At 41.1% G+C, this 26436-nt stretch carries 20 protein-coding genes; all 20 read right to left on the bottom strand.

The genetic code is table 11. The features are described from left to right. Positions 1 to 288: 288 nt before the first annotated feature. On the bottom strand, positions 289 to 3591 hold the full coding sequence (locus KFZ58_RS15360) for a 3-keto-alpha-glucoside-1,2-lyase-like domain-containing protein (RefSeq protein ID WP_235792167.1): 3303 nt from the start codon (positions 3589 to 3591) through the stop codon (positions 289 to 291). A 1295-nt stretch (positions 3592 to 4886) separates the two neighbouring features. Continuing rightward, complete coding sequence (locus KFZ58_RS15365; protein WP_235792168.1) at positions 4887 to 6002, bottom strand: CopD family protein; 1116 nt, start codon at positions 6000 to 6002, stop codon at positions 4887 to 4889. Positions 6003 to 6014: 12 nt separating this feature from the next. Beyond that, positions 6015 to 6677: a copper resistance CopC family protein gene (locus tag KFZ58_RS15370; protein ID WP_235792169.1), complete on the bottom strand. Its 663-nt coding sequence runs from the start codon at positions 6675 to 6677 to the stop codon at positions 6015 to 6017. A gap of 247 nt (positions 6678 to 6924) precedes the next feature. Then, positions 6925 to 7893, bottom strand: coding sequence for a sugar phosphate isomerase/epimerase family protein (locus tag KFZ58_RS15375; RefSeq protein WP_235792170.1), 969 nt, complete (start codon positions 7891 to 7893; stop codon positions 6925 to 6927). 28 nt (positions 7894 to 7921) lie between these two features. Further along, positions 7922 to 9088 carry a Gfo/Idh/MocA family protein gene (locus tag KFZ58_RS15380; protein ID WP_235792171.1) on the bottom strand — a complete coding sequence of 389 codons (1167 nt, stop codon included), beginning with the start codon at positions 9086 to 9088 and terminating at the stop codon, positions 7922 to 7924. Positions 9089 to 9186: 98 nt separating this feature from the next. After that, positions 9187 to 9366 (bottom strand): S24/S26 family peptidase, encoded by a 180-nt coding sequence (locus KFZ58_RS19400; protein ID WP_370642311.1) that lies wholly within the window; start codon positions 9364 to 9366, stop codon positions 9187 to 9189. A 213-nt stretch (positions 9367 to 9579) separates the two neighbouring features. Beyond that, entirely contained in the window at positions 9580 to 10551 is a 972-nt protein-coding gene (locus KFZ58_RS15385; RefSeq protein WP_235792172.1) for an ABC transporter permease, read from the bottom strand. A 209-nt stretch (positions 10552 to 10760) separates the two neighbouring features. Further along, a complete protein-coding gene (locus KFZ58_RS15390; RefSeq protein WP_235792173.1) occupies positions 10761 to 12278 on the bottom strand; it encodes a sugar ABC transporter ATP-binding protein in 1518 nt (505 codons plus the stop codon). A gap of 102 nt (positions 12279 to 12380) precedes the next feature. Continuing rightward, positions 12381 to 13349, bottom strand: coding sequence for a substrate-binding domain-containing protein (locus KFZ58_RS15395; protein WP_235792174.1), 969 nt, complete (start codon positions 13347 to 13349; stop codon positions 12381 to 12383). A gap of 110 nt (positions 13350 to 13459) precedes the next feature. Further along, complete coding sequence (locus KFZ58_RS15400; RefSeq protein ID WP_235792175.1) at positions 13460 to 14443, bottom strand: LacI family DNA-binding transcriptional regulator; 984 nt, start codon at positions 14441 to 14443, stop codon at positions 13460 to 13462. Between the two features lie 160 nt (positions 14444 to 14603). Beyond that, positions 14604 to 15074 carry a thioredoxin domain-containing protein gene (locus KFZ58_RS15405; protein WP_235792176.1) on the bottom strand — a complete coding sequence of 157 codons (471 nt, stop codon included), beginning with the start codon at positions 15072 to 15074 and terminating at the stop codon, positions 14604 to 14606. Between the two features lie 461 nt (positions 15075 to 15535). Beyond that, positions 15536 to 16702, bottom strand: a complete 1167-nt coding sequence (locus KFZ58_RS15410) for an inositol-3-phosphate synthase (RefSeq protein WP_235792177.1) — start codon at positions 16700 to 16702, stop codon at positions 15536 to 15538. 28 nt (positions 16703 to 16730) lie between these two features. Further along, positions 16731 to 18083: an alkaline phosphatase family protein gene (locus KFZ58_RS15415; RefSeq protein ID WP_235792178.1), complete on the bottom strand. Its 1353-nt coding sequence runs from the start codon at positions 18081 to 18083 to the stop codon at positions 16731 to 16733. 27 nt (positions 18084 to 18110) lie between these two features. Beyond that, positions 18111 to 18995, bottom strand: coding sequence for a UbiA-like protein EboC (eboC, locus tag KFZ58_RS15420; RefSeq protein WP_235792179.1), 885 nt, complete (start codon positions 18993 to 18995; stop codon positions 18111 to 18113). Then, positions 18992 to 19831: a sugar phosphate isomerase/epimerase family protein gene (locus tag KFZ58_RS15425; protein ID WP_235792180.1), complete on the bottom strand. Its 840-nt coding sequence runs from the start codon at positions 19829 to 19831 to the stop codon at positions 18992 to 18994. The genes eboC and KFZ58_RS15425 overlap by 4 nt, the downstream gene beginning before the upstream one ends. Further along, on the bottom strand, positions 19828 to 20643 hold the full coding sequence (locus KFZ58_RS15430; RefSeq protein WP_235792181.1) for a TatD family hydrolase: 816 nt from the start codon (positions 20641 to 20643) through the stop codon (positions 19828 to 19830). Before KFZ58_RS15430 ends, KFZ58_RS15425 begins: the two co-directional genes overlap by 4 nt. Then, positions 20640 to 21503 (bottom strand): sugar phosphate isomerase/epimerase family protein, encoded by an 864-nt coding sequence (locus KFZ58_RS15435; protein WP_235792182.1) that lies wholly within the window; start codon positions 21501 to 21503, stop codon positions 20640 to 20642. Before KFZ58_RS15435 ends, KFZ58_RS15430 begins: the two co-directional genes overlap by 4 nt. Positions 21504 to 21741: 238 nt before the next feature. Continuing rightward, entirely contained in the window at positions 21742 to 22329 is a 588-nt protein-coding gene (locus KFZ58_RS15440) for a CalY family protein (protein ID WP_235792183.1), read from the bottom strand. Between the two features lie 63 nt (positions 22330 to 22392). Then, positions 22393 to 24954, bottom strand: coding sequence for a PQQ-dependent sugar dehydrogenase (locus tag KFZ58_RS15445; RefSeq protein ID WP_235792184.1), 2562 nt, complete (start codon positions 24952 to 24954; stop codon positions 22393 to 22395). A gap of 275 nt (positions 24955 to 25229) precedes the next feature. Beyond that, positions 25230 to 26219 (bottom strand): ThuA domain-containing protein, encoded by a 990-nt coding sequence (locus KFZ58_RS15450; protein WP_235792185.1) that lies wholly within the window; start codon positions 26217 to 26219, stop codon positions 25230 to 25232. Positions 26220 to 26436: the final 217 nt, after the last annotated feature.

A 26436-nucleotide genomic window follows, 5' to 3' on the forward strand; every position in this document is an offset into this window, starting at 1 on the left:
ATTTGATAATGTTTAATGTTTTGTTTATCTCTCAATATGATCACTCCAGATTTCCCCCTAATATTTCATTAGGGGAGTATTATCCATCAGAGTGGCTCACCTTTCGACAAAAAACTAAATATCTCATTTACCTATGATATGGTTCTCCGTTATTATTTAAGAGAAAAAAACAGACAGGATAAATGTACCTGTCTGTTTTAGGTTATATTTTTGTTCATAAAGGAACACGATATATTCCCCTCCTGCGACAGATTTTTACCTGCCACAGAATGGTAAATACCTAACTTATTACTGCCATTTTGCTATTAAATATTCAGTTCCTGCTACTAATTCTTGATAAGCCTGATCAGTTAGGGTTCCTTCTTGGTTTTGGTATTCTATCAAGTCAAGGAAGCCATTTAAGTGTTTAACCACTTTATCAGCTTGATCAGTTTCTTCATATTGACTTACAGATGTCAAATGCGTATTTAATAAACGAGCCACTTCGTCATTCGTAATGTCACCAGATTCTTTGTATTGGTTAACGATGTCATTTAATGCATTCGCATCTTCATATTCTTGTCCTGAATCAGGTAGCTCCTTGACCCTCACGTCACGGTAGAAGACTGACTCCCCGTCCCCATGGTTCTGAAGTCCGATGAAACCTTGGGTGAGATCGCGATCGGGTTCAGTGCTAGTGAAGTCGTTAACCAGCACGTCATTAAGGTAAACCTGGATGTTTTGCCCCTGCACTCGAATCTCGTAGGAGTTCCAGGACCCGAGGGGTTCCAATGCTCGCTCCATAGCCTCCGCGTCAGCACCTTGGAAGGTGTAGATCGATCCGGTAGTACGGTCGGGAAGGTCGGATTCGTCTATCTGGATCTCATACCCCTGGTCCACTGCGACCCACGGATCATCACCTGGGTCTGGGAAACCGACGAACACGCCGCCGTTGTCGTCCTTGATGAGCTTCCAGTCGAGCTTGAGGCTGTAGTTATCCAGCTCGTGCCCTGAGTGCCACAGAAGCCCCATGCCGCCAGTGGTACGCAGGGTGCAGTCGGACTGGCGGCCGAACGACCCGTCCCCTGCCATCCTCCACTCCGACAGCGATTCAAGGGAGCCGTCAAACAGAGCGGTGTAGCCCTCTTCATATTCCTGGTGGTCACACGCGTCCGGCTTGTCGCCAACCTGCAGCGCGTCCAGGTTGATGTTCCCGTCGTCTTCCTCATCGTAACGCAGGGTGATCGTGTTCGTCCCTTCCTCCAGTTGCATTTCTCGCATCACGGTCGCCCAGGTCTGCCAGTCACCCGTCGACTCTAGGGCCCATGGCTCTAGCTCGGTACCGTTGACCAACACCGACACCGTCTTGGTTCCATCGAAGGGGTCGGGGCCGTTCGCGTATCGCAGATGTACCGGGTGTGTCCCGGCCTGGTCCGCATGCACCTCGAACCTCACCGAGGCCCCTACCGACCCGAGGCTGTCCACGAAGCCCCAGCCCGAGTAACCGTTATGTTCCCAGTCGACGTTTGCGCTGCCGCGCAGTGTTGCTTCCTCAGCCTCGTAGAATCCTTGGTCGGCCAGAGACTCGTACCCCGGGATTGCATTAAGCGTGTACCAGGCTTCGGTGTTCCATAACTCCTGCCCCTCGGTGTCGGTGAAGGATCGTGGGCTGCGCAAATGTACCACGCGACCTTCCTCCAGACCGTCAACGGTCAGGGTGACCCGGGTGGCATCATCGGAAACCTCGGCGCCTGAGACAAACAGGGTGCGTTCATCCACCTTCGGCCCCCCATACGTTGGACGTGGCACGTACTTCCAGTGGTCCATGACAAACGCCTCATTCGGGTCCTCGGTGATCTTATTGACTGTCTCTTCCGAGAGAGGCTTGGTGTAGGTGATCTCGAACCCGTCCTCTGTAGCCCGCATCTCAACCATGTCGAACACGTCCGTGCCGTTCGGGGTCAGCTTCTGCAGGCCGTACCGTAGCTTGCCTGGTTCCGACCAGTTGCCAGCCTCGCCGATCCCGCCAACGTATAGCGCCCCGTCTGGTCCCACTGTTGTATGGTTTACACCCGCCTCTAGTCCTGCTGAGTGCCGGAAAACTGCGCCCTGGAACTCTTCGTCCACTTCCTCAAGGAATCCGCGTTGCAGGCCGCCATACGTCACATCTCCGAACACCAGCTGCCCAGCGTAGGGGCCCTCCTCCAGCAGCACTGGGGTTGAGGGGGAGTTGCCTATCTCGTTCTGCGGTATCCATAGGGCCGGGTCAGTGACCGGCTGGTCGTCAAATGGTCCCGCAGGGTTGGTGAAGTGGTTGAAGAACCGATCTTGCTTCACGTGCACCAGCTTCGAGGCAGGCAGCCAGTCACCTTGATTATCCATGGCGAACATTTCTCCGCCTGGTAACTGCGTTATCCCATTCGGCGTACGCAGACCGCCGGCCACATACGACACCTCACCTGTGTTCCGGTCGACCTTGATCGTGGTTCCCCGGTTCTCCGCAGGCTGCGGGTCGGTGGTAGCGCCACCGTTGTTGATTGCTACCGACAGATTCACATAAAAGTAGTCATCATTGTACTCCAACCCAAACGCGAACTCGTGGAAGTTCTCGCCGAACGGCCATGTGGCGACCTGCTCGTGAGTGTCGAAGAACCCGTCTTCGTCCGGGTCAGTGAGCTCAGTGAGCCCATCACGCTCCGAGACGAAGATCGAGTCGTCAATCACCGCGACACCCATTGGGTTGAATAGGTCTGTAGCCACGCGGGTGACCGTGACATCATCGGGACCTGTCGCCTTGGTGGCCCCCTCCAGGACGAACACCTCGCCGTACTCGAAATCGTCCACCCAGCCACCTGGGCTAACTGAGCCAGACGTTACCACGACTAAATCCCCGTCATCCATCCAGTCCATTGCCGACACCGCCGGCTCAAACCCATCGGGCCGCAGGTCGGTGAGCGTGTACCCCGGATAAACCGAGTCTAGTCGCATCCCGTCACCAGCTTCGTCGTCTTGGTCCTCACAGTACTTCGTTCCCGGTGCGGTCACACGAACCACATCGGCCTCGGTACTCAGGACCTCGGTGGGGACAACGGTGAAGTTATCGGCACCCGGTGGGCGCCACTCGAGGAGCAGGATGTTGTCGTTGGTGTTGTCGAAGTACTCGACCTTCAGGTCATGCACACCTTCCGTCAGATCAACTGTCTCCGTCATAGAGGTGGCTTCATGCAGGCCGTCGTGGTCGATCACCGTTGAACCGTCGATCACCAGGCGAGACCCGTCATCACTCGTGAGCCTAAACTCGTAGTTGCCGTCTTCTGGGACGGTCAGGTTGGCCAGGGCATGTGCGATGAACTGATCGCTCAGACCAAAGTCATCTTCAGTCGAGAAATCAATGGTGGGGGCCAAGCGGTCAACGTTCGGCGTCTGGCCCGATCGCAGCGTGCACAGCTGGGACAGGTCCCGCGCCATGTCGTACACCTGGAGGGTGACGCCGGGCTCTTGGGGCGGGAGGTCGTCATCAGATGTGTCTGCTGATGCCGCAAATTGGCTCAGCGACATTGTAATCAGAACAGCAACAAAAATGGAACTCATTTTCTTTAGAACATTATTCATACTATCTCATCCTTTATTAAAAATTATGGCTCTTAGCTAAAAACAATGAAATCACACAAATTCAAGTATAATAGTTTCCATAAAATCTATAACAAACAAGGGAACGGGTTCGGTTGTGAGCAATACCTGGACCCATAATAATGCAAACTTTTAGATAATTAAAAACAAAAAAGAAGTAGCCTTTGGAATAAGCTGTTAACTCCTTCCAGAATACTCTCATAATACCTTTTTAACTTCCTTGCTAGATCGGCCATTAGTTCTAGTCGATAACGTAACCACTAACCTAACCTCCATATCTATGCAACTCTTTGTATATGCAATTCATTTCGATTTTTATTGTTTATCAGCATTACAAATAGATGATTTAAATGTTGGCTCAACTGGGTGGGTTGAAAAATAAGCCCACAATCGTATTGTCATTAATATTAGACACCTCTAATTTACTATTTCGTTTCACACCTCCGGTTTGATTTAATCCTTCGATGTATAGACATGATGCTTGTTAACTAATGATAAAAACACCCTCTTCTACTCGACTCCATAAATCACCTCCTTCAATCGAGATAGGGTAGGTGACTCACCTTCGACACTCTCACCAGACATGAGGTACATGATCATTCTCTTTATGTGGTATGCATTCTCCACCCGTTCATGTCCCCCACGTGATTAACCTTTTCTTCCATGAGGAAGGAACTTGAGTTTCTTCTTCATCAAACCATATGTATGTCATGTGATCCTGTTCCTTGTTTGATTCCGACCTTCCCTGTTCCTATAGAAGAAACAAGTACTATTACTTCTGCTGACCTCGTTCAGCGAATGTTCGCACATTTTTGCAAGCGTAACACCTTTCTTTCAGATCCCCCGGGTTAGACACCGACACTTCCTTCCCGTGTCCTTGCTTCATTTACTACTTATACCTTCGTAAGTATGGACTTTGATTTGTAATGCAACCTCATCCAGATATAAATAGCCTTCTATTAAGTTCGTGTTCCTCAAGGCAGGAATTTGCCTCCGACTCCCTTCAGATTTCAGGTTACCCTTGGCACCCTTGTCCTTTTCTAACTGGTACTACTGCCTCCTCAGTTCCGGGACTTGAACCCTATAGTTAAGATGCATGCCCGGCACACACTAAACAATAACAAAGAGTTTCTTCGCGAATGAACCATCTTCTACTTATTTAACACTGTAATCTATATAAAGAGTAGAGTTAGAAAAATGCGGATTTACAACGTTAAGGAAATTGTTTATAATCCATTGTAATTCCTTTTTTATACTGTCCTTCTCTTGCCCTTCAGTCAGACAACAGCAAGCATTAGACCAAGATAGCCAGTGAGCACAAGGAACATAGCCATCAAAAACGACAGAGCGGGATGCATTTTCATTTTGGCAATATAAATCATACATATAAAAAACACAGCTGCCAGTAAAAACAATGCTACACTCATAAATCCAACATCAAGGATGACCATCATTTCAGGATGAACCGTCTGACCGTAGATGGCATGAAACAGGGAAGATGCCCCTTCCTGTTCGATAATGGCCGGAATCTGGTTAGGCAATGCTTGTTCTCCGATGAATGCGGTAATTGAAAATACGATAAGAATAAGAATGGATTCCGTCTTCATCCATGGCTGCAGTTGATGTCCTGGGTCCTTCTCCAGCCTTTGACGGAACAGGAAGCCATTGATGATGCCGTAGCCCAATAGCGGAATAAGCAGCAAATGTTTGAACAGCAATGCTTGACCATAGTCGATCAGCCAGCTGTTTCCAAAACGATTAAAAACACTCGCAGATTCTCCGCTAAAATCGCTTGTAACCACATCCATTGTAAAATAACCGGATATAACCAGAACAAGGACACATGTTATAGCGAGTGGCGTAAACCATTTCAGAACCCGTTGCCAATCTACAAGGGTCCGGGTAAACCATCCAAAGATAAACAGCAGACCGGCCCACACGCTGACTGCAAGCAAATGAATCGTGTGTACGGCAGTACCCCAAATCACTTGAAGTTCGGAAGCGTGACTGGAAGCACCCTGGCCAATCGCCAGCAGTACAACAAACAGCAAACCGACACCTGAAAGCATCCGGTCATTTGCTATATTTCCAAAGGCAATCAGGCAAAACAGCAGTACAGATATTAAAAAGATAAACAACCAGGTTCTGCCGGTACCAAATTCGAATAAAACTAACTGAACCGCAGTCCAGAGATCCATATTTGCTGTGAAATTGATAATGATTGTAAGCACAGGAACAAAAGCAAGCAGCCCGACACCAGCTGTTGCGACTAGAAGTAGCCATTTTGGCACATGAAATTTGGGCATACGTGTGACCAACACAGCATATCCAAGCATCGTACCCATTAGTAAAGAAAAGCATAAGTACAGGAGACCCTGTGTTACAATAACCATATGATGTCTCCCCTAAGCTCGTTTTCGGGCAAGGAAAATCACCATGGCTATAGCAATCAAGGCAAGGACAATGATCATAGCAATGAAGCCGCCGGAGATGCCGCTTGAACCGTCATCTCCTGCAGTTTCGGCACTCGCTGTCTCAGCATCTGCTTCTTTTTGAGAGGATTCGCCTGAATCTGAAAGCGCACCTTCTTGAGACGAATCATTTGAATCCGCATCCTCCTCATTACCGGTGGCAGATTCATCTGAGCTCCCACTTTTGTTAACAGCATCTGAACCCTCAGACGCTTGTTCTTGACCTTCACTACTTCCAGCACCTACAGAAAATCCTAATTGTCCATTTACCAAATGCCCATCTGCGCCGTAGACTTCCCAAAACACAGTATAATCCCCTGATTTGAGGGGGTCTGCAAACGTTGCAGAAACTGTGTCTCCTTCAATGCTTATTTCCTGAGCACCAATTCTTTCCCCATTTTCACCTTCCAGGTAGAGATCCTGTTCCTCCTGGATGTCCGTATTAAATGTCATTGATATAGAAGAGATTTCTCCGGTGGCTGTTGAGCCCTCTTCCGGATCCGATGAAACTACTACTGAATGAGCGTGGACAGTGGCACTCGAAAAGATAAACAAAAATACGAATGCACTTATCGCGGTCATCGGTATATATTTCATTTTCTTTTACTCCTTATCTATTTTTCATTTAGTTCAAGCTATATCAATATTCAAGGATTTACCTCTGCTTCTCAATAAAGGCGGACTAATTTATCACATCTGTAATCTGCCACCAGTGGAAGCCGTCTTTTTCCTAAAGTCAGCCTTGCAGCATATCCGTTATCATACCCTTCTCTGAAAGAGTGGATCCAGCCTTCGTTCTACCGAATCACCTTGTTTCAAAGCCACCAATTACTCATCAACGGGGTTAGTCCCACCAAATGGCTGTGTTTTGTTCACGGATCAAGATATTTTGTAGGAAATCTACTGCTTTTTGAAAGCCTTCATCAGGTGACATAAGTGCGTCCTCATGTTCAATGCTAATAACTCCGTCATAATCCACAGCTTGCAGTGCACTTATGATCTTTTTCCATTCCTCTTCTCCATGTCCGTAGCCTATCGTTCGAAAATACCATGAACGATCAAGGATTTCACTATAGGGTTTTGTATCTAGAACACCATTTACACCGATGTTCTGATAATCTAAATAGGTATCCTTAGCATGTACATGATAAATTGCTTGCTCTTTTCCAAACTTTTTAATCATATCAATAGGATCTGATTGTTGCCAAAAAAGGTGACTTGGGTCAAAATTTACTCCGATGGTTTTACCAACGGCTTCTCTCAGACGTGACATAGTTTCAGTGTTATACACCACAAATCCTGGATGAGGCTCAATAGCAATTTTTACTCCATATTTTTGGGCTTGTTCAGCAATCTGTTGCCAATAAGGTATGACTTTTTTTGACCATTGCCAATCTAAAAGGTCGCGATAATCAGATGGCCACGTAGATGTCACCCAGTTTGGATAATTAGCATGATCTGAATCACCGGGACAACCTGAGAACGTCACAACTGTATCCACTTCCAACTCATTTGCTAATTTGATAGTGTTGATTAGGTCATTGTGATGAGATTGACTAATGTCTTTATTAGGATGCAAAGGGTTTCCGTGAGCACTTAACGCGTCAATCTGTATAGATCGTTCTTGTATCATGTTTTTAATTTTTTTTGTTTGATCAGGGTTTTCCAATAAACTTTTAGGGTAACAGTGGTCATTACCAGGGTAACCCCCGCAACCTATTTCTACATGATAAATACCATGCCCTAAGATATGGTCAAGTGCTTGGTCAAGGGGACGATCAGCAAATAAAACAGTAAACACACCTAAGTTCATATTTTATTCCTCCATTTCAATTACTAATTTAGAAGTTGGTTTTCTCTACCTTTTCCCATGTCCGTGATTTAATAGAATTATCTACAGCTTCTAAAACTTGCTGGCAACGCAAACCATCTTCAAAATTTGGATAAACAGGTTGTTGTTGTGTAATGGCCCGTGCAAGATCACTGGCTTGGTGTGTAAAGGCATGCTCATATCCAATTAAATGACCAGGAGGCCACCAAGCATTCATATATTCATGAGATTCTGGTTCTGTCACAAGAATGTTTCTGTATCCTTGCAAATGATGTTCATCCTCTTTTGAGAAAAACTGCAATTCATTCATTCTCTCAAAATTGAAGACAATAGATCCCATCGAACCATTAATTTCTATATATTCATTATTCTTACGACCAGTAGCATAACGGGTTGCCTCGAAACTACCTAATGCACCATTGTCTAGCCGGGCAAGGAAAAGAGTAGCATCATCTACAGTCACATCTCTAAGTGATACGTTATTATTCGTGTTTTTTCCGTTAGTGCTATCCTCTTCAACAGGACGTTCTTTTACAAACGTTTCAGACATCCCAACTACTTCATCAAATTCACCAACAAGATAGCGGGTTAGATCGATAATATGGGCATTTAAATCTCCGTGCGCCCCAGAACCTGCTACATTTTTATCTAATCTCCAGGCAAAAGGGGATTGGGGATCAGCAAGCCAATCTTGTAAATAGTTAGCACGTATATGGTAAACTTTGCCTATTCGTCCTTCAGAAATAATACGTTTAGCTAAACTAATAGCAGGTACACGACGATATGTGAAGCTAACCATATGTTGAACACCAGAGTCTGTAACTGCTTTCAACATTTCTTTTGCATCGCGTACATTTAGTGCCATAGGTTTTTCAGTTAAAACATGCTTTCCAGCATTAGCTGCTTTAATAGCAATATCCTTATGGGTATTACTGGGCGTACCGATATCAATAAGATCAATATCATCACGGTCGATCACCGATTGCCAATCAGTTTCATACGACTCCCAACCGTATGTATGAGCAGCAGACTTTACGTTTTTTTCATTTCTACCACAGATCGCTTTTAATTGAAAAGGAGTCTTCGGATTGAAATAAAAATTTGTGTTTTTATACGCTTGCGTATGTGCTTTTCCCATGAATTTGTATCCGATCATCCCTACTCTTATATCACCCAAAAAACCACCTCATTATTTTTACTATTCATCAACAGATATCAATAAATAGTATTTAATTTTTGTTATTTATTTCAATTACACCGATTTATCATTAACAGTTAATTTATTATCCTTTGGCTTGTCGATTTTCCACAAGGATCTCCAAATATAAAAACGGAATAAGCTACCAACAAGACACCAGGTAAGATAAGAACTAGAAGGGCCCCTTGCTTAGAAGTAGCAAATACAATCGCGTAACCGACGCATGGAATGGTCAAACCTATATATTCTCCAACCACATTCTCAGCAAGAACCGGGTCGGAATCCGTAGAGTTATTGTTATCCCCTTTGGTGATGTATTACTGACCATCGTTTTCAACTTCATGAACTCTGTGGGTGATGGTATTTTCATCGGAATTGACAAAAGTAATAACACCCCCTTTTCAAATTGCGTCTGTTCCTCGACCGGCTGGATGGATATGATCGACCCAGTTTGAATCTCCGGCTACTTCTTATTTTCGCTTTTGAAATACAACAGCAATAATAATAACTAAACCTGTTACAAATCCTTGAAGGTATGGAGATACATTTACTAAATTCATCATGTTATTTAAAATACCTAGTATCAGTACACCAAAAATCGTACCGACCACTTTCCCACGGCCTCCGGTCATACGCGTACCACCAATGATTACGGCAGCAATGGCATCCAATTCATAAAGTTGCCCGGAGCTTGAAGAAGAAATCGAATTTAGACGGGATGTCTCAATAATCGCTGCAACACTTACAAGTATTCCCGCGAGGGTATACACGGCAATCTTTATTCGATCCACACGAATTCCTGATAAAAGCGCACCTTTTTCATTGCTGCCAATCGCATACACATAACGCCCAAAACGCGTTTGATGCAATAATACAAAAACAATTACCGCCATTATCGCAAAAATAATAATTGGAGAGTTAATTGCCCCTATACTGCTGTTTGAAATGGAACTAAATCCATCTACTTCACCAGAGATACTGCCACCATCTGTTGCATATAATGCAATCGAACGCGCAGCAGACATCATCCCCAACGTGGCAATAAATGCAGCAATCTTTAATTTTGCGACCATAAATCCATTAAGAAAACCTACAAATGCTCCAACAGCTAAAGCCGCTATAATCGCAATAAAAATGCTCCCTGAAGCATTTAAAACGATTACCGTAAAAACACCCACCAAAGCCAGCACAGATCCTACGGACAAATCAATGCCTCCTGATAGCATTACTATCGTCATCCCTAAAGCTACGACGCCAATAATTGAGACTTGCATTAAGATATTCATCAAATTACTAAGTTCTAAAAATCTTGGACTTAAAATAGATGAAACAATAAATAGAATCAAGAATGCAATAATAACGCTGTATTCCGTCCAAATCCATGAAATGTAACTATTCGATCTTGAAGACTTTTTAGCGGGTTCTAATTCTGGGTTTGCCATGTTATCCCTCCTTTATATTATGTTTAGACCTATTTTTTAGGTCTTTAAACGCTAGATTTGTACCTTGAAAATAAGATATTTGCTCACCCTTCATTTAAAACTTTGCAGTTGATTTTTTATTTGCTAAAAAAAACCAAATTCATCACCAGAGAGGCGAGAAAAAATTAGGGTAGGCTTAGTTGCCTATTGCTTTTTTAGTAACGCTACCTTCAAGGGATTGGAATTTTTGATAATTCATCTTGAAATAATACATCTGCTCTTTTTGATCCTGTTGCATAACTCATGATCTCATCATCCGTAGCTTCTTCACCTTGAAATTGGGCGGTTATTTCTCCTTTGTACATGACATAAATGCTATGGCATACTTTTCGTACTTCCGATGATTCCGACGATAAAATAATCACGGATTTCCCTTGTCTAGCCAATGAAACAATATGCTGTAAGATTTCACGTTTAGCCCCAACATCAATGCCCTGAGTTGGATTATCAAAAATAATAATATCTGTATTAACTTCAAGCCATTTGGCAATAACTACTTTTTGTTGGTTTCCACCGCTTAATTTATCAATGGTATTTTTAGGATTGTGTAATTTTATATTAAGTTTTTGTTTGTAAAAATCGAATCTCTTCCTTTCGATGCTACTTTGAATAAATCCTGCCTTTTCAAAATGATTTATCGATGAAAGACTCATATTTTGAATAACGTTAAGATCTTTAATGATCGCATTCTCCCTACGATTTTTGGGAACAAGTCCGATTCCTGCTTCTAATGCTTGTTTGGGATGTTTAATGTGTACAACCCGTTCATTAATTTTGATTTGCCCTTTGTATTTTTTTCGATAACCAAACAAACTTTCAAATAGCTCAGTTCGTCCATCACCCGCTAACCCTGTAAACCCAGCAATTTCTCCTTTCCGTACGGTAAAATTTATATCCTTAAAAAGGCCTTGGGACGTTAGATTTTTAACTTCTAATGCAACGTCTCCAAATGTATAATAATCTGTTAAGCGGTCTTCAGAAATCGATTTACCCACCATCAGCTTCGTGATGTCATCCAGATTTTGATGTTCCAAACTGTTGGTTCCTACTACTTTTCCATCGCGTAACACGGTGTAGCGGTCACACACTTCCTGGATCTCCTTTAATTTATGGGAGATATAAATGAAGGACACGCCTGCATGTTTAAGGTTTTTCATTACTCCAAATAACCGATCAATCTCGTGCTCCGTTAAGGAGGTCGTTGGCTCGTCCATAATAATCAGCCTGGATTTATGTAGGAGCGCCCTTGCAATTTCAATCATTTGTTTATATGAAGCGTCCAAATCACGTACATACGCCTTTGGGTTAACATCAAAACCTAATTCAGCTAATATTTTTCGTGTTTCGTCACACATTTCCTCTACTTTTAAAAATCCAAACGCATTTCTAAGTTCAGTACCTAAATACATATTTTCATATACGCGCAGATCGGAAACGACATTGAGTTCTTGGTGGATAAAACTGATCCCATGGGATTGGGAGACTCTTGGATTTGCCATTTTAACAGTATTCCCATTTAAAACGATGTCCCCTTCCTCAGGTTGATGAACCCCACCCAGTATGTTCATCAAGGTGGATTTACCTGCTCCGTTCTCTCCTAGCAATGCATGAATTTCTCCCTGTTCTACGTCGACAGAGACATTTTTCAGCACTGGCACATCATTGAAAGATTTATAGATATTCTCCATTGACAACAAAGACGACATTTCATTCACCCTTTCGATCAGTCAAAAAGGAAATACAACACCTTCTTCAATCGATTGTATTCCCTTAACGTAGACTGAACTTCTTTAGAATAAAGAATCTGGATCGTAATATTCATCAACATTTTCATTCGTCACTTCGGTTGCTTCCAGAAGCACTTCTTCCTCCTCCGGTTCTTCCCCTTGGGCTAGATCTGCAGCAATCCGAATTCCTTCTACACTCATTGAAGGAGGATACAAGAAGGTAGCTGTAATCAAGCTATCATCCTGAATATGTTCATAAACCTCTGTTCCTCCACCTGCTCCAGTGATAAATTGAATATCTTCTCGCCCTGCCTCTTCTATGGCTTGCAATACACCTAAGGCCATACCGTCGTCTTGGGTATAGACAGCATCAATTTCATCTTGCGCTGTTAAAATGTTTTGCATTACATCTAATGAAGTCTCCGTTGAGAAATCTCCATCTTGGGAAGCGACCACTTCAATACCATCCTCGCCTTCAATCGCTTCTTGAAAGCCAGCGCTACGTTGCTCAGTTACCGAATTAGGTGGCCCCGTGATTTCTACAATATTTCCCTCACCATCTAATTGTTCAATTAGATATTGACCAGCATTGCGACCAATTCCTTCATTGTCACCTGTCACAACAACATCGGCTGCATCGTTTTCTAATTCTCGGTCAACAACAACTAGGGGTATCCCAGCATCTGCAACATTTTGACCCGGTGGTGTTAACGCCGCTGACTCGATGGGAAGGAGCACCATCGCATCCACATCTTGAGCTATTAAGTCAGCAACATCGTTCGCTTGCTCATTAGGATCCTCGGCATTGGTCATCACATATTCAATGCCTTCATTCTCTGAAATTTCATTTGCCTCCATCTCTGCTTGTTCAATTAATGCACCCATCCAACCGTGTGTGGCGGATGGTAAAGAAATCCCAATAGTTAGATTAGAGTCTTCACCTTCACCTCCACCGCTTTCCTCGCTACCTCCACATGCAGATAAAATTATGAATGTGCTCAAAACGATACTTACAAACCATATTTTCTTCATTAACATTTCCCCCTTTTTTGAATATACTAATTTTTATTCTTTTACAGTTTACAACTAAGGGCAGCGATTTATTATTAAAATTTGAATGCTAACCTTAGTTATTTTTATCCTTATGTTGATTCACGTATCACTAACTCATGATCCAAAATAATACTTTCAACATTTTCTCCTTTGATTTTTTTGATCAACATATCTACTGCAAGTGTGCCCATTTTATACATTGGTTGAGCAATGGTTGTAAGAGCAGGATTGGTCATATTAGAAAAATTAATTTTATCAAAGCCGACCACTGCGATATCATCCGGCACATGTAAACCTTGTGCATGAATTTCTTTTAATGCACCAATCGCCAATAAATCAGATACAGCAAATATTGCCGTTGGCGGATCGTTTAACTTTAAGATTCTTTTCACCGTTTGCTGTCCATACTCAAATCCTAAGTTATCGGTATGGTAGATGTACTCCTTTCTGACAGCAATCCCTTGCTCTTCTAAGGCTCTTTGATATCCTTTATTCCGTTGTCGAGTATAAAGGTATTTCTTATTTGAATTTATTAATGCTATTTTTTCATGTCCGATCTTAATTAAATGCTTGACGGCTCTATAAGATGCTGCTTCATTATCAATCGTCACATAAGGAATTTCACCTTCATCTGTGTATTCACTGCATTGTATAATTGGATGGGTTTCAGCCAGATCCATAAGTGCTTCCATATTTACAGCCGGATCCATCGAAATAATTCCATCAGCCATTTTTGTCCTTATCAGATCAAAATAAATATTTTCCCTCTCTGGATTCGAATCTGTTTCACATAACAGAATATTATAATTGGAACTGATGGCAATGCTTTCAATCCCTTTAATGATATCGAAATAAAACGGATTAGAAATATCAGGAATAAGGACTAAAAGCAATCGACTTTCAGATTTTCTTAGGTTTCTGCCAAGCATACTCGGCTTATAATCCAATTTTTGAATAGCTTCTTCTACTTTTAATTTTGTTTTCGCCGTAACCAAATTTGGTTCATGTAACACGCGTGAGATTGTTGCTACAGATACACCTGCCTCTTTTGCAACCTGTTGAATGTTTACCATTTTATTCTTCTACTCCCTATTGGCAGATTCATCTGTAATCGATTACATTCATAATAAATGATTAGCAATTGTCTGTCAACACAAAAATTAATAATTATCTGTATTAATAATAAATAATATTTTTATATTTTTCAATTAACTATTCCGGATATCGGCTTACCTAACTATGATCATGCCCTCCACCGAATTGAAAGTGATCAAAAAAATCCATATAGTATTCTTCAGGATGCTCTCCTTCCATATACGCAATTTCCCATCCGTCATTGAAATAAGTAATATAAGGAAATTCATTCACGTCAACGACTTCACTACCTATTGGATATTTATCAACATTCAAGGCTTTAATAGATATATCCATTTGTTCCGCTAACGGAAGAAAAACCTTGCTCATTTTCTGACACTGCTCACACCCGGATTCAAACATATATATAAAAGAACCATCAGTATCTTCTGTTAGTTGAATAAATTCTTCTTCCACTTCTTGTTCAGATCCTGTTAATTCATGGTCTGGATATTGAAGGGACTCTCCTTGTTGATTTATAATCCATCCGGCAAGAATCACCCCAAAACCTAGAATAATTAAACCAAATAAAAGCATTGATGAATGTTTACGATACCCGTTCCAATCCATCCATTCACTCCCCCGTACTAAAATATCTTTAAATATATGACAAGGGTTAAATCCTTGCATATCAGTAATAGTTGAATAATGAATCGATAATAAGTTTAACCCATGCGGATCAAACCTTCTCTTTTGATCCCTTAACTAGCCCACAGCCGTAGCAGGAATGACATCAATTGGGTGCTAATCCCTGACAAAATGGGCGTTGCAACTGTTTGATAGGATCCGTAGAATTACTAGATAATATCCCTTATATAAAGGGAAAACGCAATCCCTCCTTGTTTGCATCTACGCGTGACTTCTTTTTAAGACTGCTCCCCTTCCTTAACCGGTACACTTACTAACGCCCAGCTTGTCCCTTCGAGTTATAGTATCAGCAAGGTTGAACTGGTTAAGGGTCAGGGATTCCTATATATGGGAGTACTGATTAGATTGAAAGACATTTTACAGCAGTCTTTTTTTGTACTAAATTAAGTATTTGTAAAATCCAACAACTGTTGATATTGTTCATCCAAGGCATACTCATCTTCTTGATACGGTGATTTAAAAAACAAAGACAAGTGTTTCTGCACTCCTATAAGTTTCAATCGTAAGGCATGATCCATAAATCGTACCAAATCAATAATGAGTGGGGCAGCTAGTGTGGCATCTGAACCTAGCCAATTTACTTTCATACTCATTTGTTCTCCCAACCAACCTTCGAAATCAATCGTATCCCAAGCCTCTTTGCGATCACCGCGAACGGGAAAGTAATCAATGCGAACTAGATGGTCAAAATCACTATAACCAAGAATATGTTCCAAACCATTTTCTTTCGAATCAATTTTCGTAACAGAATGTTGAGGGTCATTTAATACTTTTCCATCTTCATTACCAAGGATGTTTGTACTATACCAGCCTTTTATTTTTAAACCTCTCATTTTAAACATTTTGCCTAGTACGTGCTTGTATAATGTTTGTCCCGTCCGGCCATCTTTTCCAGCCACGGGAACATGTTTCTTCTCGGCTAGCTCCTGTAATGCAGGGATTTCAGCTGTTATGCTAGGAGTGAAATTCACATAGGCACATCCAGTTTTCAATGCAGCGTAAGCGTATAACATTCCAGAACGAATATCCTTCGAATCGGACTTCAATCCGTCTTCAAAATTGTTTAGGTTTTCATATAACGGTAAGGTTTCTACATATTTTTCCGTTGCGGTTGCATTGACGACTACCACCCTATTAACGTCATGTTCTTGTTTAAATTGTTCAATTTTTTCCGAAATATTTCGGATTTCTTCTAATAGTGAAGAGGGACCACTCTGCAACGAATATACATTTTTAATGTGGTCATCTACGTTGGATGAAGCCCCACCCCAAACAGGAACATTATCTAACTCCTCCCTTATTTCTTCTAGTATAGAAGGCGAGACAACCTCTTGCTTCCTAGCCATTTCTACTAATGATTTTTTTCGAATATCCCAGCCTCCAAATACTAAATTGTCCATGGGAACCATATTTAGTGGATCAAAATCAGAGTCATTTGATATCATTCCTCTTTCAGGGAGTAAACCCCGGTTGATTGCAATTACACCTGTTATTGCGTTTATTGAAACAGTACCCAAAACACCAACAATAAGAACTCCTGTTTTTTCCATAACGCTACTTCCCCTTTCCTCGCTAAATTCATGAATGAATCGATTTTTCTGACTTTTGTAGGGATAGCCTCAGCAAAAGATCATGAACTTCAGAAGCTTCTAACTGGGATGGTAAATTAACATCTTCGCCAGTAACGATTAATGAAACTAAATCTTCTTCACTACGTGGCGGCAAACCGTGTGATCCCCTGATCTTTTCCGTATCTAGAGGAATTTTTTTTGTGTCCATGTCAACAAATAATTCTACAGGGTCATAACCAGGCTTTCGGTGAATATCTACCGTATGAGCAAATTCAGGAGCTCGTTCATTGTTTAACCACCAGTAATACACAAACCAACTATCTGATTCTGCAATCGCGATTAATTCACCGGAGCGTTCATGGTCAATATGATGAGCCCTTTTTTCCTCTTCCCCCCATACTTCCGCGATACCCGGAGTGTCCTCTAATAACTTTTTAACAGAATGTATATCTTCTTCATGGGGGATATAGACATGAGCTAATTGATGATCTGCCATAGCAAAAGCACGGCACATTTCCAGGTCAAGGAAATCCATATCTTGTACCTCTTTAACCGACACATACCCATTTTCATTTAATATTTGGTTAATATGAATTGGACGGTGTACAGGTCTAAATGCATATTCTGATAAAATAACAAGTTGAGTGTCTTCTTTAAGATTTCGTTCCTCAAGATCTTCCACGAATTCTCCAACTACTCTATCCAATTCACGTACAGATTGTCGCGCTTGCTCACTATCAGGCCCATGTCGCTGTGACTGATAATCCATATTTGGTAAATAAACAAGGGACAACCTCGGTTTATATTCTTCCAACACATCTACAGCTGCTTTGGCAATCCATTCACTGGATTTAATAGATGCAAGCGGTCCCCAAAAAGAAGATAATTCAAACTCTCCCAATTTCTCTCTTAATCTTCCGTATAAATCTCGTGGCTTTGAATCACACCACAAAATCGTATTATCCTCGAGATGAATTGGTGCAGGAGTCACAACATAATCAGCCGTAGATAACTTGCTAAATTGCCAAAACAAAATAGAAGTTGTCGCTTCAGGATCTTGTTCTTTCAGCTTTTCCCATATTTTTTTCCCTTGCATGGGTATCATCGTTTGGTTCCACACCGTTATTTCTTTATAATCGCGATCGGGGATACCATTGGCAATAATCCCGTGTTCAGAAGGATTTCCCCCTGTAATATAAGTAGCTTGCATTGTACCTGTTACTGCTGGAAACACAGGCTTGACTTTAGCATGCTGTCCTTCTTTCAGCAATTTCTGTATATTAGGAGTTAATTCAGGATCTTCCAATAACTCAGGGGTTAAACTAATAATATCCAATACAACAACATGTTTTGAATTCAAAAAACTCATCCTTTCTAAAAAATAGATTTACGTAACTGCAAAAATACGGGAAAATAGATAACTAAATCCTAAAAAAATGGCTACAGTGCCAAAAGCTAACCATCCACCAAAGATCGAGGCGATAGCTGCATTTAAAAGCGGATAACCAACGATACTAGTTCCGACTGCTTTCCGAATACGGTGTGAAATCGGCCTCCTCAAAGCCGGGCCAACGCCTTTAAATGTCCATCCGGCAAAGAGGATAACCGCGATAATAGTGGCCATCAAGTGCTCCCCAGCCCCCAATATGGTAATACCAAGTACACATACACATATAACAACTGCCATTATGCGCACCCGAACAGGATGAACCTGATCCCCCACTTCTCCTTGAGCCATAAAGGTTACTCCTATGATATAAATAAAACCAAACAAGGAAATCCACCAATATGAAGTAACTTGATCAGATATTATACTTACACCTAACAGCAGATTTAAAGCCCGGCAAGTGCCCATAACAATTGGACCGAATACAACATGATGTTTCGCATAATAATCGTATAAAACCACAGCACATACAAGAATTAAAGCGATCGTTAGGCTCATCCAACTAATTAATGCAGCGAATCCTATTCCTGACACCCCGAGGATTAGACTCAAAACAAGTGCCCGCGAAGGCAAGATTCGTCCGGATGGAATGGGACGTTCGGGTCTCTCTGCCTTATCAGTTTCTAAATCGAAATAATCGTTCAAAACCATACCCATAGCATATAACGATATGCTTGCTATAATCAGAAATAAAAAATCAAACGATGTAAAGAGATAAGAAACTGTTCCAACGGCTATCCAAACTCCAGCTGTAATATCAGCCATGGCAGTAAACAGATTGGGAAGACGAACCAGTTCAAAATAGGAACGAAGACTGCTCATCATTTCGTTTGTAACTGCCCCATGATGGAAGTGATGTAACGATAAGCTTGAGTAGCAGCTTCAATTGCCTGTTCCTGATAAGGATACAATTCAACGGTTACATACCCCTCGTAACCTGTGTCTTGAATCCTGTTCAACACTTCAGGAATATTAATGGCTCCTTCTCCCGGTATTAAATGATGGTGAGCACGGTCGGAGGAAATGTCCTCCAAGTGATAATGGCCTGTATAGGGCAAGAGCTTATCTACTAAGTACGTAGGGTCTTCATTAACACAATAGAAATGACCGATATCAAAGTTTAACGCAATACTCTCGGAAGGAACTTCCTTTTTAAATGCAATAAATTGATCGGATGTCTCAATTAGCAAATCTGGTTCTGGTTCCACCAGAATGGTTATACCGGCACGCTCCGCATGTTCAGCCAGTTCCTCCATAGCTTCAATAAACACTGTATTCGCCCAATCTCTTTCAACACCGATGAGTTGACCACCAGGTTCTGTGGAAATCGTTTTACATCCCAATTGGGAAGCCAAGTCAATACAATTATGAGTATGATCGATCCTTTTTCTCCTCTCCTCTTTTTCAGCTTCAATAAAGGATGGGCGCCAGTTATCCCGAATAGCATATAACATAAAAGCGTTTAAATTAGATATTTTCATATTTGTTTTTTGTAATGTTTCTTTAATCGCTTCAATTTTTTTAGAAGTTAAGTCAGGAGGATAAGCATGCGGTGTATCTAGCAAAATCTCAATCCCCTCATAGCCGATGTCAGATAAAATTGTAATCGCATCCAAAATATCATAATTTTTAAACCCATTGCTGCTAAAAGCTAATTTCATGAGGTAACTCCCTTTCCTTCCTTCAGCTTCAGTTTGCCTGATTGTTTGTAGTATTGAATCGGGTTGTCCCATACCAATCTTTGAATATTCTCTTCAGCATAACCTTGTTTTAACATCTCATTTGCTGCCTTAGGGACACTGAGGGGATCTGCAGGCCCCCAATCCGCTGCCGTATTGATCATCATACGTTCTGTCCCATAACGATCCAAAATCTCAATGACACCTTCGATAGAAATTTTTCCAGGATAAATGGTCATGCCGCTCCATCCACCGTATTCCACGGATACGTCAATAGTGTCATGAGTATTGTGATCTAGGATCACCTGATTAGGATCAAGGCCTTCTTCCTTTAAAATCTCAACGGTGCGTATGGTTCCTTCTCGTTTGTTTTGATGAGGTGTGTGAACCATGACCGGCATGTTTAGATCTTTGGCCAGCCGCAATTGTCTCCTCATGATTTCTTCTTCTTCTTTACTTATAAGATCAAATCCTGTTTCACCAATTGCCACACAATTATCCCTCTTTAAAAATTCTGGTAGAGCATCAATAACTGCATGGGCCAACTCCAAGTCATTCGCTTCTTTAGGATTCATTCCTAAACAGGCATAATGTTCTATCCCATGTTCTCTAGCCCTCTTCGGTTCAAAGGAAAGAACATGTTCAAAATAATCTAGGTGTGACTCAGGATACTGTCTTTTGCTTCCCAGCCAGAATGAAGGTTCTACAATTGCTCGAACTCCAGCTGTTGCCATATTTTTGTAATCATCTACGGTACGAGAATACACATGAATATGAGGATCAAAATATTTCATGATACATTCACTCCTTTTATATTATCAATAATCGGTTTTAAAAACTCTATAGATCTTTGAGTAGCATAGATTGGCTGATGTACATAAGTGTATAATTCGATTGTAATAAAACGATCATAATCAATAGACTGTAAGTTTTGTAATATCTCTCTGAAATTAATTGAACCATCACCAGGAATGAGATGATAATGTTTGTATCCATGGATATCTTCCAAATGGATGTTCCAAATATACGGTTCCATTTTTTTAATTAAATTCTGAACGTTTTCTCCTCCTACCACAGCATGACCTAAATCAAGGTTAGCCCCTAATTTATTAGAACCTACTTCTTTAATGATTTGAAGAAGTTCTTCCCCGTTTTCGATCAATAAACCAGGCTCATATTCTATCCCTACATTGATATTGTGCTTTTCAGCGTAATCCGTAATATACAGCAATGAATCAGCGAAATATTTAAAAGCTTGAGATGGAGGATTTCCAGGTAAACACATCCCGCTGGTGATACTTATATTTGAACTACCAAGAGCCACTGCAAGATCAATACACTGCTTGGCATAATCAATACGCTTTTGACGAATTTGAGGTTGGGCATTGCATAACGATGGTTCAAAGGTAGGTTCACCAGTTGGATCATTAAAAAATCCACAAGCTGTATTTCCATTAATATTAGAAACTTCTAGTTGATAATAATGGAGTTTTCGTTTGACTTCATCTACCCATAAGGCATTAGAGGTTGGCGGAAAGGCATGAGGCGCATCAGCTAGAATCTCAACGCCATCATATCCATATCTCCCAATTTCCTCCACAGCCTGAGGCAATGTCATATTTGTAAATGCATTAGTACTAAAAGCCAATTGCATTTTCATCCCTCGTTTTTTTAAGAAAAAGAGGACTAATCATGTATATTTTTTTATATATAATACGTCCTCTTTTTCTTTTTTTAGTATTTATTATCCTTCTTCATCACCACTTTACATAATTGAAACGTTCTTCCTAATTTCCTAACGAAGTTGAATTTACAACGAGATCATATGTTTGATCAACCAGGAAGTACTTTTATAGACTAAACATTGATAGATTTATACGAAAAATAGATTACTATCTTTCTTCACCATCTCCCTGAGTTGCTACAAACGTCCAATCAAGGTTTAGAGAATCCCCTTGGAACTGGTTTTGATCTTCGTCTGTGTCATTAAAATTGAATTGAACCACAAAGTCATGAGATTCTCCTACTGGCAATCCATCATCACCCATGTCTGGATAAAAAATATGCTCACTGATCGCTTCTGGAGTCATCTCCTGTAATTCAGCCAACGTTGTTTGATAAATAACTTCATCGAGATTATTAGCGTTATAGAGAAACTCTACTTCGATATGTTCGCCGAAATCTTCGGTGTTATTTCCTTCCGCATCAGTAACCGTATAGTCACTTTCCAACGTTACCGTATCAATGTCCAGCGACCCATTATTTTGTAGTTCAAAGTCTCGTATCATCGAATCACCCGGAGCCATATTATCTATATCAATGATTTGTGTCGGTTCCGCTGATAAATCAAGCGTTCCAGCCGCGAACGTGTTGTTCGTCGTCTCACTATCACTGAAATATGCAAATGTTCCACCACCAATTAATGTTAAACCGAGTACCGCTGTTGTTACACCCATGCCTAATTGTTTTTTAATTCCCATTTTATGTGCCTCCTAATATGTTAATTTTAAAGGTCCCACTTTGCATTGATTTTGGTGAGATCTCTATTGCCATTTTTCTACCAATAAATCAGCTTGTGTAGTTAGAGATTCAAATGCGCCTTCACTAATCAACTCATTGTCAAACTGATGATCAAGCAAATCCTTAAAGCCTACCATATGCTGTACAACTTTTTCTGCTTCTTCTTGATTTTCGTAATGACTTATAGCAGTCAAGTGTGTCATTAGGGCGCGGACTTCCTCATCTGATTCAAATGAACCGTTATCATCTAGACGTTCCACAAGTTTTTTTATGCCTTCCGCACTGTTTTCGATAGGTTCAACATCATTTTCTTCCTCTGGTGCTTCATCCCCGTCCTCAGCAAATTGTATCCAATTTAAATTTTGGTCTCCACTATTGAAGTAGATATATACATCATGGAATTCGCCATCGGTTTCCTCTATATTCACCGCGGATTCTAGAGTTACCCAATTTTGCCCATCTCCTGTGGATGGTTGCGTTACAGACGCTACTGTTTCTCCATCCGGGCTACCCAGACGTACTTCCATATCTATACCTTCCTCACTTGCTACACGGAAATACATATCTTCAATATCAGCCATATGGATAGTTTCATACACAATCCAATCTCCAAGGTCAACATCGGTAACATTGCTTTGACCGTTTACATCACTTGTAGGTTCAAGGCTGGCCCCTTCACTATCATTATTTTCTGGATCAATATTTCCAGTTTCATCGAATACCAGAGCTTGTTGACGTTTGTTCTTAAGTTCAACAGTATCCGTAGCTGTTAAAGCTGGGGCATCCTCCCCACCACTATCTTCTACAGTCAATGCTGCTTCCCACCATACATTGTCACTCATATGATGTGATCCATCCATGGATAGGTCATAGGTAGCTTCACATCCACTTTGATTTGCCTGAGGGTGACCATGGGTATCGTGTAACAAATTCAGTTGCCATAGAAAATTTTCACAGGAAATCTCTCCATCTTCATCATCCCAGGCTTCTGCGGTTAACGTAATTTCTTCACCTTCATTAAAAAACATTCCATCAGAGTGAGAGGTGATTTCAACTTCCGGTGCTGTGTTACCGACAACAATAGTATCGCTCCAAATATCAATCCTCCCAGTTTCTGTATTTGTTACTGTTAAAGTAACGTGATATTGACCATTTTCTGTATAGGTATGCGTTGCATTTACATCGTTACTCGTATTTCCGTCCCCAAACTCCCATTCAAAAGTAATTTCCTGTCCGTCAGGATCATATGAATTTGAGGCATCAAACTCTACTTCTAATGGAGCATGTCCATCTTCTTCACTTATTTCCCCTTGAGCTACCGGATATTGTATTTCTTCACCATAGTATATTTTTCGAATTCCGGCATTGTCGTTTGACTCCCACCAATCATCACCGAATTCAGTAATATACAAGGACCCATCTGGACCATAAACGCTTGATGTTGGTAAGTTTAATTCTCCTTGCGGTACAATATCCTGCACATCTACGACATTATATTCTTCATCAAGTTCCACAGCTTTTAACCATTCTCGTGAAAAATCATAGGTTAGAAGTTTTCCGTCATGTTCAGCAGTTAGGCCCCCGGCATTACTTTCTTCATCATAGTTATGATGATAAATTCCTGCCGCTGTAATGGATCTTCCACCGCTACCCCATCGTTCAGTTTCTGGGTAAGGATACCAAAATACTGATTCAGTGATATCTTCCTCAGCACACTCTTCTTCAAATTCATCGTAGCATTCACCGCCCATAATATACGGCCATCCATGGTTTTCCCCACCTTCTCTGACCACTTTCATCACATCATTGTCATCGGTTGGATGGTCAGGGCCAACATCTCCGACCCAAACGTCTCCTGTCTCCTGATCAATATCCATCTTAAATGGACTACGGAATCCATAAGCATAGATTTCATCCCTAGCATTATCATCATCAACAAAAGGATTGTCTTCAGGTATAGATCCGTCAGGGTTAATGCGTAAAATTTTCCCCCTTAAATCTTGTAAATTTTGAGCAGTCTCAACTGATTCTACTTGGGGTCCATGTGTTGCTGGGTTATTGTCTCCTACTGAAATATATAATTTTCCATCAGGACCAAACTCTAGACCGCCCATTTGATGACAGCATATATCTTCAGACTGAATTTCCAAAAGCACCTCTTCAGAATCAGAATCAATTGTTCCATTTTCATATGTGAACCTAGAAACATGCTCTAGAAATGTTTCAGGTTCCGTATAAGCTAAATAGATATAACCGTTATCCTCAAAATTGGGATCAAGTGCGATGGATTTTAATCCATGTTCACTAGATGTGGTTGTATCAATAGACAGTAATTCATTAACATTACCAGTGGGACTGACTTCATAGACTCCCCCTTCAATGCTAATGGCATAAATAATCTCTTCACCAGTGATATCTAAATCAACTGGACGTTCTATATCATCCGTAACGGTTTCTATGACATAATCGTTATCGTCATTCTCCGTCTCATTAGTTTCTTCCTGATCTGCAAACAATACGGTCGGGATCATCATGAAAATCATAACTATAGCCATTAGTAAAGATCCCTTAATGGGACGCTTCATATCATTTTCCTCCTTTTCTTGAGTTCGAATTGATTTTGTTCCACCATTTAGATAACTACAAATATTACAATTTTATTAAATTTTATCACCCCCTTTTTACATAGGAGAATTTTTCTTCTACTTCTTTTACTATAAATCTAGGATAAACTCCTCTGTGTCAGCTTAATCACTGCCACAGAAGAAGTTTCTATTCACTTAATCATCCCAATTTTGAATTACTGCATCAGATTGAGCCATAAGAACATCAAATGCCCTCTCTGTGATTAAATCATTATCTAATTGATGGTTAAGCAAATTCTTGAATCCCCCATGTGTTGGGTGACTTTTGTAGCCTCTTCTTGATTTTCGTAATGATTTACTGCCGTCAAATGAAGTGTCAAGCTACGAACGGCCTCATCTGTTTCGAATTCTCCATCTTCTTTAAAGTCCTCCACATGTCCTACCATATTTTCTGCATCCAAGTTTGGCTCAGGGGTTGGTTCACTGGCGTCATAATCCGAATCTCCCCAAGCGTATTGCAATCCACCTACTAGATGCTGCTGAAAATCCTCTTTATACCATGTTTCAGGGTGATGCCCCAATGCTGTATAAAACATTCTACCTTCTCCTATTTCATCAACCCATGCTGCAGGGTGATCTTCATGAGCTTCCCCGTCGACACTAACCATATCCAGACTCATGAGGATATGTTTGCCGTTATACCGAGGATTATCCTGAAAAAGGTATACTTCTTCTAACTGTGTATGCTGGGAATCCAGGTGTTCAGTTGAAGGATGATCTCCCTGTTCAATATCATACGTCACTTCATGAACCCAAGGATGTGAATCAAAATAGGCTCCAGTTAATTCACCGTATTCTTCCCATTCATAAAAGGTATCTGTGGCAGCGTGAACACCAAAAAAACCATTTCCTGATTCAACAAAGTTTATAATATCCTCTTTTTGTTGATCAGAGATCGGAAGTTCTCCGGTTGTATGCACAAAAGCTAATACATCATAATTTGCCAAGTTTTCCGCGTTTAGCAAACTCACATCTTCCGTGATATCGACTTCAAATCCATGTTCTTCGCCTAACTGGGGCATAATCTCATGAGCATCGTCAATTGATGCATGTCGAAATATTTCTGTAGCTGTCACCATTAAAACCTTTTTCACCTCATCATTATCATTACTAGTCTCATCAGTTTCAGCAAATGTTGTAAACGATATCATAGAGACAACCATAAGAACAGCAGCCAATAAAGAAAATTTCTTGGCAGTTTTCATATACATTACTCCCCTCTTCATATTAAATTAACACTTTTACTAACTACTGCTACGAACCTTTTAGAACACTAATTAAATCACCTGCCTTTCCACTGTAAGATACACTCATAAGCAAGATCACACCTCCTTTTTATAGATGTAAAGTATTTAATACTTTGTTGCTAAGTTAAGATACTATTCTCCAATAAATGGTTTTATATATTTTCTCGAAAAATAA

Source organism: Virgibacillus sp. NKC19-16, from assembly GCF_021560035.1.
GTDB classification, from domain to species: Bacteria; Bacillota; Bacilli; order Bacillales; family Amphibacillaceae; genus Virgibacillus_L; species Virgibacillus_L salidurans.